General features: G+C 63.2%; 13 protein-coding genes and 1 pseudogene. 8 read left to right on the forward strand and 6 right to left on the reverse strand.

Annotated features, from left to right (window positions below; all coding sequences use genetic code 11):
* Positions 1 to 126: 126 nt before the first annotated feature.
* Positions 127 to 1,191: a 23S rRNA (cytidine(2498)-2'-O)-methyltransferase RlmM gene (rlmM, locus tag PPL01S_RS16435; protein WP_016391316.1), complete on the reverse strand. Its 1,065-nt coding sequence runs from the start codon at positions 1,189 to 1,191 to the stop codon at positions 127 to 129.
* Positions 1,192 to 1,409: 218 nt separating this feature from the next.
* Here rlmM and acnA point away from each other — a divergent pair, with 218 nt between their 5' ends.
* The gene (acnA, locus tag PPL01S_RS16440; protein ID WP_016391317.1) at positions 1,410 to 4,151 is read left to right on the forward strand and encodes an aconitate hydratase AcnA; all 2,742 of its coding nucleotides are present in this window, start codon (positions 1,410 to 1,412) and stop codon (positions 4,149 to 4,151) included.
* A 111-nt stretch (positions 4,152 to 4,262) separates the two neighbouring features.
* Positions 4,263 to 5,828, forward strand: coding sequence for a methyl-accepting chemotaxis protein (locus tag PPL01S_RS16445; protein ID WP_016391318.1), 1,566 nt, complete (start codon positions 4,263 to 4,265; stop codon positions 5,826 to 5,828).
* 135 nt (positions 5,829 to 5,963) lie between these two features.
* Here PPL01S_RS16445 and PPL01S_RS16450 read toward each other — a convergent pair whose 3' ends face one another.
* The 5 genes and pseudogenes from PPL01S_RS16450 to PPL01S_RS16470 all read right to left on the reverse strand — a co-directional run bounded on the left by PPL01S_RS16450 (position 5,964) and on the right by PPL01S_RS16470 (position 8,921).
* Positions 5,964 to 6,848, reverse strand: coding sequence for a pseudouridine synthase (locus PPL01S_RS16450; protein WP_016392228.1), 885 nt, complete (start codon positions 6,846 to 6,848; stop codon positions 5,964 to 5,966).
* Positions 6,849 to 6,878: 30 nt separating this feature from the next.
* Positions 6,879 to 7,208, reverse strand: coding sequence for a hypothetical protein (locus PPL01S_RS16455; RefSeq protein ID WP_016392229.1), 330 nt, complete (start codon positions 7,206 to 7,208; stop codon positions 6,879 to 6,881).
* A 67-nt stretch (positions 7,209 to 7,275) separates the two neighbouring features.
* A complete protein-coding gene (locus tag PPL01S_RS16460; protein WP_016392230.1) occupies positions 7,276 to 7,707 on the reverse strand; it encodes a D-Ala-D-Ala carboxypeptidase family metallohydrolase in 432 nt (143 codons plus the stop codon).
* A 107-nt stretch (positions 7,708 to 7,814) separates the two neighbouring features.
* The gene (locus tag PPL01S_RS16465) at positions 7,815 to 8,054 is read right to left on the reverse strand and encodes a glutaredoxin family protein (RefSeq protein WP_016392231.1); all 240 of its coding nucleotides are present in this window, start codon (positions 8,052 to 8,054) and stop codon (positions 7,815 to 7,817) included.
* Between the two features lie 71 nt (positions 8,055 to 8,125).
* Positions 8,126 to 8,921, reverse strand: a pseudogene (locus PPL01S_RS16470) (ammonium transporter).
* A 324-nt stretch (positions 8,922 to 9,245) separates the two neighbouring features.
* On the opposite strand from PPL01S_RS16470, the gene PPL01S_RS16475 reads away from it, so the two are divergent.
* From PPL01S_RS16475 to PPL01S_RS16500, 6 genes are all read left to right on the forward strand, one after another.
* Positions 9,246 to 9,560, forward strand: coding sequence for an ElaB/YgaM/YqjD family protein (locus tag PPL01S_RS16475; protein ID WP_016392232.1), 315 nt, complete (start codon positions 9,246 to 9,248; stop codon positions 9,558 to 9,560).
* 9 nt (positions 9,561 to 9,569) lie between these two features.
* Positions 9,570 to 9,944: a phage holin family protein gene (locus tag PPL01S_RS16480; RefSeq protein WP_016392233.1), complete on the forward strand. Its 375-nt coding sequence runs from the start codon at positions 9,570 to 9,572 to the stop codon at positions 9,942 to 9,944.
* Entirely contained in the window at positions 9,941 to 10,270 is a 330-nt protein-coding gene (locus PPL01S_RS16485; RefSeq protein ID WP_016392234.1) for a hypothetical protein, read from the forward strand. The genes PPL01S_RS16480 and PPL01S_RS16485 overlap by 4 nt, the downstream gene beginning before the upstream one ends.
* Positions 10,271 to 10,370: 100 nt before the next feature.
* Positions 10,371 to 11,702, forward strand: coding sequence for a deoxyguanosinetriphosphate triphosphohydrolase (locus tag PPL01S_RS16490; protein ID WP_016392235.1), 1,332 nt, complete (start codon positions 10,371 to 10,373; stop codon positions 11,700 to 11,702).
* A 280-nt stretch (positions 11,703 to 11,982) separates the two neighbouring features.
* On the forward strand, positions 11,983 to 12,603 hold the full coding sequence (locus PPL01S_RS16495) for a response regulator transcription factor (protein WP_016392236.1): 621 nt from the start codon (positions 11,983 to 11,985) through the stop codon (positions 12,601 to 12,603).
* Positions 12,604 to 12,611: 8 nt separating this feature from the next.
* The gene (locus PPL01S_RS16500; protein ID WP_016392237.1) at positions 12,612 to 16,214 is read left to right on the forward strand and encodes an ATP-binding protein; all 3,603 of its coding nucleotides are present in this window, start codon (positions 12,612 to 12,614) and stop codon (positions 16,212 to 16,214) included.
* Positions 16,215 to 16,243: the final 29 nt, after the last annotated feature.

Consider the following 16,243-nt stretch of genomic DNA (forward strand, 5'->3'; position numbering starts at 1 on the left):
GCACATCGCAACCACCGCCTGAGCTTTTGGCTTTTGGCCTCCTGAAGTCGCAATCTGCGGCGCCTGGACTATCGCGCGCTTAGAAGCAAAAGCCGAAGCAAGAGCAAGCGCTGCGGCAGCAGCGTATTACCGTGGTTTCAAATCCAGTCGGCGCAGATGGCAGGTCACTTCCTCACGGTCGTGATACAGCTGCTTGCAGGCAATCGACACTTTGACTTTGCGCGCCTTGAACGTCGCTTCCATGCGGTCGAGCAAGCGCCGCACCTCGGCATAACGCTGCTTCATCGGCAACTTGAGGTTGACCACCGCCTCACGGCACAGGCCCTCGCCCAGCCAGGTCTCGATCAACGCGGTAGTCCGCGCCGGCTTCTCGACGATGTCACAGACCATCCAGTCCACCGGCCGCTTCGGTTGCCAGGTAAAACCATCGGCCATGAGATGCTGGACCAGGCCAGTGTCCATCAGGCTTTCGGCCATCGGACCGTTGTCGATGGCGGTGACCAGCATGCCGCGGCGCACCAGCTGGTAAGTCCAGCCACCAGGCGATGCCCCCAGGTCGACACCGGTCATGTCGTCACCCAGGCGCTGCTCCCAGTGCTCACGCGGGATGAACTGGTGCCAGGCCTCTTCCAGCTTGAGGGTCGAGCGGCTGGGCGCTTCGCGCGGGAACTTCAAGCGCGGGATACCCATCGGCCACAACGCGCTGTTGTTGGCCTCGGCCACACCGACGAACACCCGTCGACCGCTGATGAAGGTCAGCAGCAGGCGGGGACGGCTGGCGTCATCGACCAGGCGCCCGGCCTTTTCCAGGGCCTTGCGCAATGGCACCTCGAACTTGCGGCAGAACGTCGACAGCTCCTTGCCTTCGTTGCTGTCCACCACTTCCAGCCACAGGCTGCCGAACTGCGGCTGCCCGGCGAGGTGCTCGAGCAGCACGCTGATGCGATCGCTCTCGGGCAGTTCGATGAAGCTGCCCCGCGCCCACTGGCGCGGGAAGATCAGTTGGCCGAAGCGCAGTAGCACCATCAACCGTTCGGCACCGTCGGCTTCGGCACAGACGAACTCGGCACAGGCGCTCTGCGCCTTGCCCTTGGCATAGCCGGCAACCCCCAGCCGTGCGGCATGTTCGCTGATTTCGGCGCAGACCTCGCCCTCGAAGCCGGGCCGGCAATGCATGAACAGGGTACTCATTTCTCACTCCACTACGGCTGGCGCCACGGGCGCCGGCAGGGCGGCGATGATAAAGGAAGTTCGGAACCCGCGACACGCCCCGCCGGTCCAGAAAAGGGTCAGGGATACCAAAGCGGTCTAACCTGACCTTTCAGCCAGGTCCGTGCCGTGCGGGCCGAAACAGAGCGGTGACACCGGCCATCCACAGATGCCGGGCACCGGTGCAGAAGGAGTTGGCAATGCCCTCGCTCGATAGCCTGAACACCCTCAAGACCTTGAAGGTGGCTGACCACACTTACCACTACTACAGCCTCGCCGAGGCCGCGCGAGCACTTGGCGACCTGCAGCGCCTGCCCATGTCGCTCAAGGTGCTGCTGGAAAACCTGCTGCGCTGGGAAGACGGTGAAACCGTTGCCTCCGACGATCTGCGCGCCCTCGCCGGCTGGCTGCAGGAGCGCCGTTCCGATCGCGAGATCCAGTACCGCCCGGCACGGGTGCTGATGCAGGACTTCACCGGCGTGCCGGCAGTGGTCGACCTGGCCGCCATGCGCGCCGCCATGGCCAAGGCCGGTGGCGACCCGCAGCGGATCAACCCACTGTCGCCAGTGGACCTGGTGATCGACCACTCGGTGATGGTCGACCGTTACGCCACGCCCCAGGCGTTCAGCGAGAACGTCGACATCGAGATGCAACGCAATGGTGAACGCTACGCCTTCCTGCGCTGGGGGCAGAGCGCATTCGACAACTTCCGGGTGGTACCGCCAGGCACCGGCATCTGCCACCAGGTCAACCTTGAATACCTCGGGCGCACGGTCTGGACCCGTGAAGCGGACGGCCGCACCTACGCCTTCCCCGACACCCTGGTCGGCACCGACTCGCACACCACCATGATCAACGGGCTGGGCGTGCTCGGCTGGGGCGTGGGCGGCATCGAGGCCGAGGCCGCGATGCTCGGTCAGCCGGTGTCGATGCTGATCCCTGAAGTGATCGGCTTCAAGCTCACCGGCAAGCTCAAAGAGGGCATCACCGCCACCGACCTGGTGCTGACCGTCACGCAGATGCTGCGCAAGAAGGGCGTGGTCGGCAAGTTCGTCGAATTCTACGGTGACGGCCTGGCCGACCTGCCCCTCGCCGACCGTGCCACCCTCGCCAACATGGCGCCCGAATACGGCGCTACCTGTGGCTTCTTCCCGGTCGATGAGGTCACCCTCGATTACCTGCGCCTGTCGGGACGGCCGAGCGAAACGGTGCAACTGGTCGAGCAGTATTGCAAGGCGCAGGGCCTGTGGCGCCTGCCAGGGCAGGAGCCGCTGTTCAGCGATACCCTGGCGCTGGACATGAACGACGTAGAAGCCAGCCTGGCCGGGCCGAAACGGCCACAGGACCGGGTTGCCCTGGGTCAGGTCAGGCAAGCCTTCGACCACTTCATCGAACTGCAGCCCAAACCGCTGGCCAAGGAGGTCGGCCGACTGGAAAGCGAAGGTGGCGGTGGCGTGGCCGTCGGCAATGCCGACCAGGCCGGCGAGATCGACTACAGCTACCAGGGCCAGACCTACACCCTGCGCGATGGCGCCGTGGTGATCGCGGCGATCACCTCCTGCACCAACACCTCCAACCCCAGCGTGATGATGGCGGCCGGCCTGGTGGCGAAAAAAGCCCTGGAAAAGGGCCTGCAACGCAAACCCTGGGTCAAGAGCTCGCTGGCGCCCGGCTCCAAGGTCGTCACCGACTATTACGAGGCTGCCGGGCTTACACCTTACCTGGACCAGCTCGGCTTCGGCCTGGTGGGCTATGGCTGCACCACCTGCATCGGCAACTCGGGGCCGTTGGACGAGGCCATCGAGCAGGCCATCGCCAGCGCCGACCTGACGGTCGCTTCGGTGCTTTCAGGCAACCGCAACTTCGAAGGCCGCGTACACCCGCTGGTCAAGACCAACTGGCTGGCCTCGCCGCCGCTGGTGGTGGCCTATGCCCTGGCGGGCAGCGTGCGCCTGGACCTGACCTGCGAACCGCTGGGCATCGGCAAGGATGGCCAACCGGTCTACCTGCGCGACATCTGGCCCAGCCAACAGGAAATTGCCGCTGCAGTGGCCAGGGTCGACACCGCGATGTTCCACAAGGAGTACGCCGAGGTGTTCGCTGGCGATGCCCAATGGCAGGCCATCGAGGTGCCACAAGCGGCCACCTATGTCTGGCAGGACGATTCCACCTACATCCAGCATCCACCGTTCTTCGACGAGATCGCCGGCCCGTTGCCGAAAATCACCGATATCCAGGGCGCCCGCATCCTCGCTTTGCTTGGCGACTCGGTGACCACCGACCACATTTCCCCGGCCGGCAACATCAAGGCCGACAGCCCCGCCGGGCGCTACTTGCGCAGCAAGGGCGTGGAGCCACGGGACTTCAACTCCTACGGTTCGCGGCGCGGCAACCACGAGGTGATGATGCGTGGCACCTTCGCCAACATCCGCATCCGCAACGAAATGCTCGCGGGTGAGGAAGGTGGCAATACCCTGCACGCGCCCACGGGCGAAAAGCTGTCGATCTATGACGCGGCCATGCGCTACCAGGCAGAGGGCACCCCTCTGGTGGTGATCGCCGGCCAGGAGTATGGCACTGGCTCCAGCCGCGACTGGGCAGCCAAAGGCACCAACCTGCTGGGGGTCAAGGCCGTGCTGGCGGAGAGTTTCGAGCGCATCCACCGTTCCAACCTGGTAGGCATGGGCGTGCTGCCCCTGCAGTTCAAGGCCGGGCACGACCGCAAGCAACTGGGGCTGACCGGCAAGGAACAGATCGACGTACTGGGGCTCGCTGGCGCGCACCTCAAACCTGGCATGAGCCTGCCCCTGCGCATTACCCGCGAAGATGGGCAACAGCAGCAGATCGAGGTGCTGTGCCGGATCGACACCCTCAATGAAGTGGAATATTTCAAGGCAGGAGGCATCCTGCACTATGTGTTGCGCCAACTGATCGCGAGCTGACGCCGCTGGGGCTGCCCTGCGGCCCCTTTTCACCCGGCGCCCGCAAATATTCATTCAATGAAACCGCCAGCCTGCCGATACCCTTCGAAAGCCTTGCGGATTACACGACCCATGCGTAACAACCAGCCGATTACCCAACGCGAGCGGACCTTCCCCGCCCAACAACGGTTGATCTCCACCACCAACGCCAAGGGTGTGATCACCTACTGCAACGATGCGTTCATCGAGATCAGCGGTTTCTCGCGAGAGGAGCTGACCGGTGCGCCGCACAACCTGGTGCGCCACCCCGACGTTCCGTCGGCAGTGTTCGCCCACATGTGGCAAACCCTCAAGCAAGGCTTGCCGTGGATGGGCATCGTCAAGAACCGCTGCAAGTCTGGCGACCATTACTGGGTCAACGCCTACGTCACGCCCATCTTCGACAACAACCAGGTGGTCGGTTTCGAGTCGGTGCGAGTCAAGCCCAGCGCCGAGCAGATCCGCCGCGCCGAGGCGCTGTACCAGCGCATCAACCAGGGCAAGACGGCCATTCCGCGCCGGGACCAATGGCTTCCGGTCCTGCAGGACTGGCTGCCGTTCATCCTGGTCAGCCAGGTCGGTTTCCTGATCGGCAGTTGGCTGGGCCATTCCTGGGGCTTCGCCCTGGCTGCCGGCCTGTCGGTGCCGCTCGGCCTGCTGGGCCTGGGCTGGCAGCAACGGGGGCTCAAGCGCCTGCTGCGCCTGGCCGAACAGACCACCTCCGACCCGCTGATCGCGCAGATGTACACCGACAGCCGCGGTGTCCAGGCGCGTCTGGAAATGGCCATGCTCAGCCAGGATGCGCGCCTGAAGACCTGCCTGACGCGCCTGCAGGACAGCGCCGAACACCTGAGCGATCAAGCACGCCAGTCCGATGACCTGGCCCACATGAGTTCCTCGGGGCTGGAGCGCCAGCGGGTAGAGACCGAACAGGTCGCCACCGCTGTGAACCAGATGGCCGCCACCACCCAGGAAGTGGCCAACCATGTGCAACGCACTGCCGATGCCACCCAGGAGGCCAACCGCCTGACCGCCCAGGGCCGGCAGATCGCCGGGGAAACCCGCGACGCCATCGAGCGCCTGTCGAGCGCAGTGGGCGAGACCGGTGCCACCGTGACCCAGCTGGCCAAGGACAGCGACGAGATCGGCGGCGTGGTGGATGTGATCAAGGGTATTGCCGACCAGACCAACCTGCTGGCGCTGAACGCGGCCATCGAAGCGGCCCGCGCGGGCGAAATGGGCCGTGGCTTTGCCGTGGTCGCCGACGAAGTGCGTCAGTTGGCCCAGCGTACCGCCGAATCCACCGGGCAGATCCACAGCTTGATCGCCAAGCTGCAGCAGACCGCCAACAATGCCGTGCAGACCATGGAAAGCGGCCATCGCCAGGCGCAGGAAGGTGTCGAGCGAGTCATGCAGGCCGATCAGGCCCTGGTCGGCATCAGCGAGGCAGTGGCCAACATCACCGACATGGCCACCCAGATTGCCGCCGCCACCGAAGAACAGACCGCCGTGGCGGACGAGATCAGCCGCAACATCAGCACCATCGCCCAACTGGCCGACCAGACCGCCGAACAGGCGCAGCATTCGGCGCTGCTGAGTGAAGCGCTGAGCACCACGGTCGGTGGTCAGTATTCACTGGTAGAGCGCTTCAACCGCTAGCCTCGGGTGGCCTCATCGCCGCGGTTCGTCGCCACGACAAGCCGGCTCCTACAGGTACAGCGTTGATCTCAAAGGCACTGATATCTCTGTGGGAGCCGGCTTGCCGGCGATGAGGCCATCACGGCCAGCAACCGCCTACCAATCCAGCGTCAGGCGGCTTTCAAAGTAACGCTCTTCGCCCGTCAACGGGTCGTCGAAGCGCAGGCTGTGCGCCAACAGTTTCAATGGCCGCTGGTAATCGTCGTCTTCCTTGAGCAGCTCGGGATAGAACGGATCATTGCAGATGCCCGCCCCCAGGGCCACCATGTGCACTCGCAACTGGTGGGTCTTGCCGGTAACCGGCGACAGGCCATAGCGCCACAGCTCGCCGTGCTTCTCCAGCACCTCGGCCAGGGTTTCGCTGTTGTCTGCCCCCTCCACCTCATGCATGCGAAAGAACGGTTCGCCATGCACCAGTCGGCTTCTGTGAACCAACGGGAAATGGCGCTGGGGCATGGCCGCGGCGATGGCCTGGTATCGTTTGTCGATACGCCGCTCCGGGAACAGCCGCTGGTAGGCGCTGCGGGTCTGCGGATTGGCGGAAAACAGCACCAGGCCAGCGGTATGCCGGTCAATGCGGTGCAGCGGCACCAGGTGCGGGTTGTCCAGGCGGCGGATCAAGCGCCGGAGCAAGGTCTGCTCGACGTACTCACCCGTCGGCGTGACCGGCAGAAAATGCGGTTTGTCGGCCACCACCAGGTGCTCGTCCACGTGCAGGATGGTCTCCTCCACCGGGATCGGCCGCTCATTGGCCACTTCGCGAAAATAGTGCAGGCGCATGCCGCGGCGGTAAGGCAGGTCGGCAGCGACCGGCTGCCCTTGGGCGTCAAGCACCCGGCCCCGGGCAAAACGGTCGAGCCACTGGTCGCGGCCGATGGCGCTGAAGTGCTCACACAGGCAATCGAGTACCGTGGGCCAGTTGCCAGGTGGCAGGCACACCGTGCTGGCTTGCTGGCGAGAGGGGTCGAAGGGGCTGGTCATGGCGAGACTCGAATCGATCAGAGCCGGGCATTATCCTCCAAGCCCGACAGCGCAACCAGCCTCGCCCCTGCGCTCGCTGCGGTGCTTCAGCCAGCGCAACACCTCCACGGCTTCCCAGCGGCCAGGGTCATAGAGTGCATACAGCAAGCCCTGGTACCCCACCACATCGAGCCCACGGTGATAGCCGGCGCGCTGGAACAAAGCTTCGATTTCGGCGAAACAGGTGTTGAAGTGGACCTTGCCGAACGGCGTTCGGTCATCGGTGACCAGACCTTCAAGGCGCAACTCCACCACGGCGTCTTGCACGCGCGCTATCGGCATGCGGTTGACGCTGTACTTGAGTTGCTCGACGTTGAGCATGGACTTCCCTCTTGGTACTGTATTTATATACAGCATACGAACATACTCCTGGCGCCGTCAATGTGGCTTACTGCAGCCCAGGCAGATAGCCAGTGCCTTTGCGGACCGTCAGCACCTGACGCCGCGGTACGCCCGGGGAAACCGACAAATGCACCCAATGGTCGAACTCGAGGATCAACTGATCGAAGGGCACACGGCTGTCGCTGATCCGTTGCACCAGGTTGCGCGGACTCACGCCCGGCACCGTGAAATCGGCCGCCAACCCTTGCATATGCTGGCTCGCTACCCCGCCGCCAACGCGCTTGTTGAGTTCGGGACTGCGATAGCCGCTGCTGACGATGATCGGTGCGCCCATCAGCGAGCGCACCTGTTCCAGTGCACTGCACAGCAATTGCAGATTGGCGTACGCCTCGGGCGGCGGGGTGTTGTCGAGCCCTTCCCTGGCAGCGAGCTGGGAAACGGTCATTTCATCAAGGGTGAAATGAGGAGTGATGAGCATGGCGATTCCTGATGATTCATGAAAAATGCCGGCGTCAACACGCCGGGCACTCGATCATCACAACGCAACACGCCCTCTGGAGCAGGGATAAAGCTCCCCTGGTGCCATCACTGCGCGAGGAAGGCCACCACCTGTTCGGCATCGAACGGCCAGTGCAGTTCGGCGCGGGTATCACTACGGCGCAGAACAGGGATGATCAAGCCATAGCGCTCGAAAAGCGCCTCGCTATCGGCGATGTCGACCAGCTCGATCAGCAAGCCATGTTCGACGAATGGCATCAGCACAGCTTCGGCCACTTCGCACAAGTGGCAGCCGACGGTGCCGAAGAGTTGGCATTCAGGCAGCATGGAGTAAGGCTCGGTTGGCTTGGAGAGAGACCATTCTAGGTCCCTCCCGGCCACCGTGCACCTTGACTCGCTCAATCCTGGCTGGTGGCACCGATGCGGTGCAGCGACAGGTCGGCGCCCTGGAACTCCTGTTCATGGCTCAAGCGCAGGCCATGCTCGCTGCGGATCAGGCCATACACGGCAAAGCCGCCAATCAGCGCCACCAGCACGCCACCCAGGCTGCCAAGCAGCTGACTGACCAGGCTGACACCCCCCATGCCGCCCAGAACCGACTGCCCGAAGATGCCGCAGGCGATCCCGCCCCACAGCCCGCAAAGCCCATGCAGCGGCCAGACACCCAGCACATCGTCGATCTTCCAGCGGTTCTGCGCCGCAGTGAAGCTCCACACAAAAAGCACGCCCGCCACCAGCCCGGTGGCCAGCGCACCGACCGGGTGCATCAGATCGGATGCCGGCGCAGATCGCCACCAGCCCGGCCAGCGGCCCATTGTGCAGGAAACCTGGGTCGTTGCGCCCGGCCAGCAGGGCTGCCAGGGTGCCGCCGACCATGGCCATCAGCGAGTTGATCGCCACCAGGCCACTGACGCCTTGCAATTAGCCATGGTCCGCCGCCAACTGCGGTGCCGGCTGCATGAAGCTCACACGGTAGGCGATCCAGTAGCCGATGAAGAAGTACACCAATGCCGAGATGGCGAAGTCGCTGAGGATCTTCGACAAGGCATTGACCTGGTTCTTGTGCCGCACCGTGCCCACTTCGAGGAAGGCAAAGCCGGCGTGCATGGCCAGCACCAAAATGGCGCCCATGAGGATGAACAGGGTGTTGGAACCGTGGACGAGGGAGTCCATCGCGCTGTGCATGTTTTCCATGAATGAGGCAGACCTGCTGAAAAGGCACCAGGACAGTTCAAGAACCTGCATCCATGCACCGAATCGGTGCCGACCTACGAGCCCGTCTTGCCGAATCGGGCGAAGCCTGCGTGGTTTTTTCTTCGGTTTGTCGTGGATTGGGTTAAGGTTTATCGGTATCCGCCGGGCATGTTCCGCCCTGCATCGGCGCACGACCCGCAATGACGCCCCGGGTTGTGGCAAGGTCCTTTGCGCAAGGACTAGCAAGGCCCATACCAGCGCCACAGTGAACCTTCGGCGCTTTGGCAAACTCGAAAGACCACACACCTACACAGGGAGAGCTCCATGGCCAGCAAATCGGCAAAGACTGCACAAGAAATCCTCATGGCTGACTTCCAGGCCTTGGTCCGTGATACCGAGAAACTGCTGGCCGACACGGCCAACCTGGCTGGCGACCAGGCCGACGACTTGCGCGAGCAGATCCACGAGCGCCTGAGCCAAGCCCGCGAAACCCTGCAACTGACCCAGGACTCCGTGCGAGAACATGGCCAGGCGGCACTGGGCAGCGCCGAACAATACGTACAGGAAAATCCTTGGCAGGCCATCGGCATCGCCGCCGGTGTCGGCCTGCTGATCGGCCTGCTGGCCAATCGGCGCTGAGGAGCCCCCATGGAGAATGACACCATTGCCAGCGGCGCCTCGGGCAAGCGCCTCGGCGCGGCACTGCTGGGGCTGCTGCACAGCCATATCGAACTGTTCGGCATCGAGTTGCAGGAGCAGAAGGCACGCACCTTGAGCCTGCTGCTGTTCGCAGGCCTGGCGCTGGTGTTCGCCCTGCTGTTGCTGACCGCTCTTTCAGGCCTGCTGCTGGTGCTGCTGTGGGACAGTTATCGCCTGGCCGGCATCATCGGCCTGTGCGTGTTCTATGGCCTCGCCGCGCTGTATTGCGGGCTGCGCCTGAAAGCGGCGGTGTTCGACGAATCGTCGCCATTCAGTGCCACCCTCGAAGAACTTGCCAAGGACCGGGAGCGAATGTTGCCATGAGCCTGCCTGAACTGCCGAACACCCGTAACCCACGAGAGCTGCGCAAGGCCCTGCTGCGCTTGCGTCTGGAGATGCATCGCCAGGAAATCCGCCACGAATCGGGGCAATTGCTGCAACCGCTGCAGCGGCTGCGCGGCATGGGCGGATCGCTGCACGATGGGCTGGGCATCAAGCATGCGCCGCTCTGGGGCATCGGTGCAGTCGTCGCGCTGGGCTACCTGACCGGCAAAGGCGTGCGCAGCGGTAACCTGACGCGCCTGGTGCGCCTGGGCAGCAGCCTGTTGCCGCTGGTACGCCTCTACCTGCAAGCAGGGCGACGCCCCTGAACCACTGGCGCCGCTGCATCGCCAGCGGTGCCCACCTGCCCCTTGCGCGGCCCTGCTCCACGCAGGATGCTATGTCCTTCGATCGATAGGAGACCGAGCCTTGGACTGGCATACCCTGCTCACCCGCGAACGTCTGGGCAAAGCCCTGTACAGCCCCGAAGAACTGGGGCGAAGCCCTTTTCACAAGGACCACGACCGGATCATCTTCTCAGGTGCCTTTCGCCGCCTGGGACGCAAGACCCAGGTCCACCCGGTCTCCAGCAACGACCATATCCACACACGCCTGACACACTCCCTGGAAGTCAGCTGCGTCGGCCGCTCGCTGGGAATGCGCGTGGGCGAAACGCTGCGTGACAGCCTGCCCGACTGGTGTGCGCCCAGCGACCTGGGCATGATCATCCAGTCCGCCTGCCTGGCCCACGACATCGGCAACCCACCGTTCGGCCACTCCGGCGAAGACGCCATCCGCCACTGGTTCCACCAGGCTGCGGGGCGTGGCTGGCTGGATGGCATGACTGATGACGAACGCGGCGACTTTCTCAATTTCGAAGGCAATGCCCAGGGTTTTCGCGTGCTGACCCAGCTTGAGTATCACCAGTTCGATGGTGGAACCCGGCTGACTTACGCCACCCTCGGCACCTACCTCAAGTACCCCTGGACAGCACGGCATGCCGATGCCCTGGGCTACAAGAAACACAAGTTCGGCTGCTACCAGAGCGAACTGCCGCTGCTTGAACAGATCGCCCGCAAGCTGGGCCTGCCACTGCTCGAAGAGCAACGCTGGGCACGCCACCCGCTGGTGTACCTGATGGAGGCCGCGGACGACATCTGCTATGCCCTGATCGACCTGGAAGACGGCCTGGAGATGGGGCTGCTGCACTATGCCGAAGTCGAAGCGCTGCTGCTCGACCTGGTCGGCGACGACCTGCCTGAGACGTACCGCCAACTCGGCCCTTCGGACTCACGCCGGCGCAAACTGGCCATTTTGCGCGGCAAGGCCATCGAGCACCTGACCAACGCGGCCGCGCACGCGTTCGTCGAGCAACAGCAAGCACTGCTTGCTGGGCGGTTGAGCGGGGATCTGGTCGAGCACATGCACGGCCCGGCCAAGCGCTGTGTGCTGCAGGCCAAGGACATGGCGCGCAACAAGATCTTCCAGGACAAACGCAAGACGCTGCACGAGATCGGTGCCTACACCACCCTGGAAATCCTGCTCAACACCTTCTGCGCCGCCGCCCTTGAACAACACGGCGGGCGCACCCCGTCGTTCAAGAGCCGTCGCGTGCTCGACCTGATCGGCAACAATGCGCCCAGCCCGCACGACTCGCTGCACACATCCTTCTTGCGGATGATCGATTTCATCGCCGGCATGACCGACAGCTACGCCAGCGAAATGGCCAGGGAAATGACCGGTCGCTCCAGCCCGACCTGAAACTGTGCGATGCCGCCAGGCCAAACTTGCCGGCGGCATTCTTGTAGGATGCTTCCTACAAAGGATGTTTAAACATTAAACACCTTCCAACAAACCTCATCCGAACCCACCTTAAAACAGCGTCTACTCGGAATTGTTTTATTACATTTCGTAGCGTTAGTTGCTTTCTCTTGTAGGCAATTTCCCTTAAAGCGCAATTCGCCTCCCGTCGTACCCCCGGCGACAGCCAACTGGGTTAAGGTGCGCCCTGCCTTCGTCACCCGTCGCAGGGAACTTGAACATGTACACCGTATTCATCGTCGATGATCATCCGGTCATTCGCCTGGCCGTCCGTATGTTGCTCGAGAACCAGAACTACAAGATCGTTGGCGAGTCGGACAATGGCGTCGACGCCATGCAGATGATTCGCGAAACCCTCCCGGACCTGGTCATTCTCGATATCAGTATTCCCAGGCTGGACGGCCTGGAGGTGCTGTCTCGGTTTCAGGCCATGGCCCTGCCTTCCAGGGTGCTTATCCTCACCGCGCAATCACCCGCACTGTTCGCCCCGCGTTGCATGCACTCGGGCGCCGCCGGGTATGTCTGCAAGCAGGAAGACCTCAGTGAACTGCTCAGTGCGATAAAAGCCGTACTCGCCGGATACAACTACTTCCCCAGCCAGGTTGTTCATAACAGCCATGAAACAGCGCAGGCCGAGCTCAGACTATTCCGTCAGGTCAATGATCGAGAACTGATGGTCCTGCAACTTTTCGCTCAGGGAAGAAGCAACAAGGAAATTGCCTCCGGCATGTTCTTGAGCAACAAGACCGTCAGCACCTACAAGAAACGCCTGATGCAGAAGTTGCAGGTCGACACCTTGGTCGATCTCATCGAAATGGCCAAACGCAACGCACTGGTCTGAGGTGGCCGATGGCGCGATTCATTGGCGTCCTGCTGGTTTGCCTGGCATTGGCCACTGGCACAACCCAGGCACTGGAGCAAGAGGTCACACCTTACTCCCTGCTGGCCCGCTCAGCGGCTTCATCGGTACGGTTGCAGCTGACGCCACCGCAAAAGCAATGGCTGCAGGGAAGGCAACAGCTGACCCTGGGCACATCGGCACCCGATTACCCACCGTTCGACATCACCAGTGGCGGGCGCGACTATCAGGGCCTGACTGCCGAGTATGCCAACCTGATCGGGCAGGCCTTGCAGCTGCCGATCCGGGTACTGCGCTACCCCAGCCGGCAAGAAGCCGTGGCCGCGCTCAAGCGGGGTGACATCGACCTGCTTGGCAGCGCCAACGGCTATGAAGCCGCCAGCGACGGGCTCGCCCTCTCGCACGCCTATGCCATTGACCAGCCGGTACTGGTCACCCGCGAGGACGAGCCGCGCACGCTCGATCCCGGCATGGAAGGCATGCGCCTGGGCATGCTTTATCATTACCTGCCCACCAAAAACGTCCTGGCAGCCTATCCAAAGGCCGAACTGCTGGCCTTCGGCTCCTCATCCCAGGCCCTGAATGCTGTCGCGTTCGGGCAGGCCGACGTGTTCCTTGGCGATACCCTCTCGACCCACTACCAACTCAACCGCGGCCACCTGCCACGCTTGCGCATGGCCAGTTTCGGCGAGCACGAGAATATCGGCTTCGGCTTCGCCATGCGGGCCCAGGACACGCTGCTGCTCGAGCTGGTGAACGCCGCCCTCGACCACCAGCCAAGCGCCATTCGCTCTAGCCTGTTCAAGCGCTGGAGTGCTGGTGGCGAACAGCTGTTGAGCAATCGCAAACTCAGCCTGACCGCGGACGAAGCCCAATGGCTGCAAGACCATCCGATCATGCAGGTGGCCATCGACGAGACGGCCGCCCCCCTGTCCTATTTCGACGGCACGGGCCATTTCCGTGGAATTGCCGCCGACCTGCTGGAGCTCATTCGCTTGCGCACCGGACTGCGTTTCGAAGTGCAGCGGGCCAACGGTATTGCCGACATGGTCACTCGCCTTGAAGACGGGCGCGTGAACCTGATCGCCGTCCTGGATGTCGAGGGCATGCGCGAACGACGCCTGCACCTGAGCCGTCCCTACCTCGAGAGTCCCCACGTACTGGTGACCCGCGCGCAAGACGCTGAATACGCATCGCTCGAACAACTGCGCGGGCACCGTATCGCGATCACCCGCTACAGCACCGTGGCCGAATGGCTGGCAAGCCGTTATCCGCAAACGGGCTGGATCGAGACCGAAAGCCCCTTCTACTCCATGGCATTGCTGAGCAGTGGCGCCGTCGATGGCGTGATCACCACGTTGATCGATGCCAACCCTACCTTGGCCGGCAATGCCGACCTGGTCATTCGCAGCACGGTCGGCAGTGAGCCGGCCAACTTCGCCATGGCCACGACCGTCGAGGCCAAGGCGCTCGCCTCAATCCTGGACAAAGCCTTGCTGAGTATCTCGCCCGAAGAGATGGGAAGCATCAACAACCGTTGGCGCGACTTCAACCGACATGACGACAGCAGTTGGGAAGGGTTCCGCCGCCTGGCCATGCAAGTGCTGCTGGGCACCGGCCTGCTTCTGCTGCTGGCGCTGATCTGGAATGCCCGCTTGCGACGCCAGATCAAGCAACGCCAACGCGCCGAACGCGCCCTGAGTGATCAGTTGCAGTTCATGGGGGCCCTGCTCGACGGAACGCCGCATCCCATGTACGTGCGTGACCGAGATGGTTGCTTGCAAAGCTGCAACGCCAGTTACCTCGATGCCGTGCAGGCAAGCCTCGATCAAGTGCTGGGCAAGCGCCTCGAAGACAGCCTGTTCGCGGCCGCGGAGTATACCCGGCAGATCCACGCCGATTACCTGCAAGTGATGGCCGCAGGCGTACCGCTGGTGGTCGACCGCCCATTACGGCTCAAGGACCAGGAAATCACCATCTACCATTGGATCCTGCCTTACCACGACTCACTGGGTGAGGTGCAAGGCATCATCGGCGGCTGGATCGACATCAGCGATCGCCGCAAGCTGGTTCAGGAGCTGCGTGAGGCCAAACAGCAAGCCGACGATGCCAACCGGGCCAAGAGCACCTTCCTGGCCACCATCAGTCACGAGATCCGCACGCCGATGAATGCGGTGATCGGCATGCTTGAACTGGCAGTCAAACGCGCCAATCACGGCCAGGTCGACCCGATGTCCCTGGAGGTTGCCCACCATTCGGCGAAAGACCTGCTGGGGCTGATGGGCGATATCCTGGATATCGTGCGCATCGAGTCCGGCCATCTGACCCTTGCACCGGAGCCTGTCGAAGTGGCGGCACTGGTCGAGTCGGTGGGCCGAATATTCGAAGGCCAGGCGCGACAGAAAGGCCTGGCACTGGAAGTGATCATCAACCCAAGCGCCCGCTGCCATGCCCTGCTCGACCCACTGCGTTTCAAGCAGATCCTCTGCAATCTGGTCAGCAATGCCATCAAGTTCACCGAACATGGTCATGTGCGTGTCTGCCTGAGCCTTCGCGACGCAGGCCCTGCGGCCAGCACAAGCCTGGCACTTGAAGTGCGCGACAGCGGCATCGGCATTCATGACGATGACTTGCAGCGCCTGTTCAACCCGTTCGTCCAGGCCAACCCGCACAGCCAGAGTGCCCGCGCAGGCACAGGGCTGGGCTTGGCCATCTGCCGCAGCCTGTGCGAAATGATGGGTGGCAGGCTGAGCATCAAGAGCCTGCCGGATTTCGGTACCAAGGTGCGCCTGACCCTGCCCCTGCAGCGCGTCGGTGCGCCGCCACTGCTTTCCCGAATGGAGGACGATGTCGACGTGCCCGACCCGCAGCTGAATGTGCTGGTGATCGATGACCATCCCGCCAACCTGCTGCTGATGGCACAGCAGCTAGGCTATCTGGGCCTGCGCCATGCCACCGCCAGCGGCGGCCGCGAGGGCCTCGATCAATGGCGCGAAGGACAGTTCGATGTCGTGGTGCTCGATTGCAACATGCCGCACATGAACGGCTACCAGCTGGCCGCAGCAATTCGCGCCGAAGAACGCCGTAGCGAACGCCCACCCTGCGTCCTGCTCGGCTACACCGCCAATGCCCAGCCAGAAGTCAGGCAGAAATGCCTGAGTGTCGGCATGGACGACTGCCTGCTCAAACCCATCAGCCTGCGCACCCTCAGCCAGCGCCTGGCCGTTATCGCCCGACGCGAGCAGCAGGCAGGCCCCCGACGGCCGTTCGACTTGAAGGGTCTGCGCAGCATCGTAGGCGACAATGCCGCCGAGCGTGATCGGTTGCTCACGGCCCTGCACCAGAGCCTGCAAGAGGATTTCACCGAACTGATGGCCCTGAACCCCGAGCGCGAGGCCATTGCCCTGCGCGAACAGGCGCACAAGATCCTCAGCGCGGCACGCATGCTGGAATCGCGCAGCATGATGTCGGCCTGCGAGGCGATGAACGAGGAGAATGTGCCAGTAGCACAGTTGAAACTGCGTCGGCAGGCATTGGCGCGGCATATGCGCCGCGTGGAGAAAGCCCTGGCCAAGGCGCTGGCCGGGGCTTGATCGAGCGCCGCCCAGGCGGGCGGCACTCA

The sequence above is a fragment of the Pseudomonas plecoglossicida NBRC 103162 = DSM 15088 genome (assembly GCF_000730665.1).
In the GTDB taxonomy this organism is placed as follows: domain Bacteria; phylum Pseudomonadota; class Gammaproteobacteria; order Pseudomonadales; family Pseudomonadaceae; genus Aquipseudomonas; species Aquipseudomonas plecoglossicida.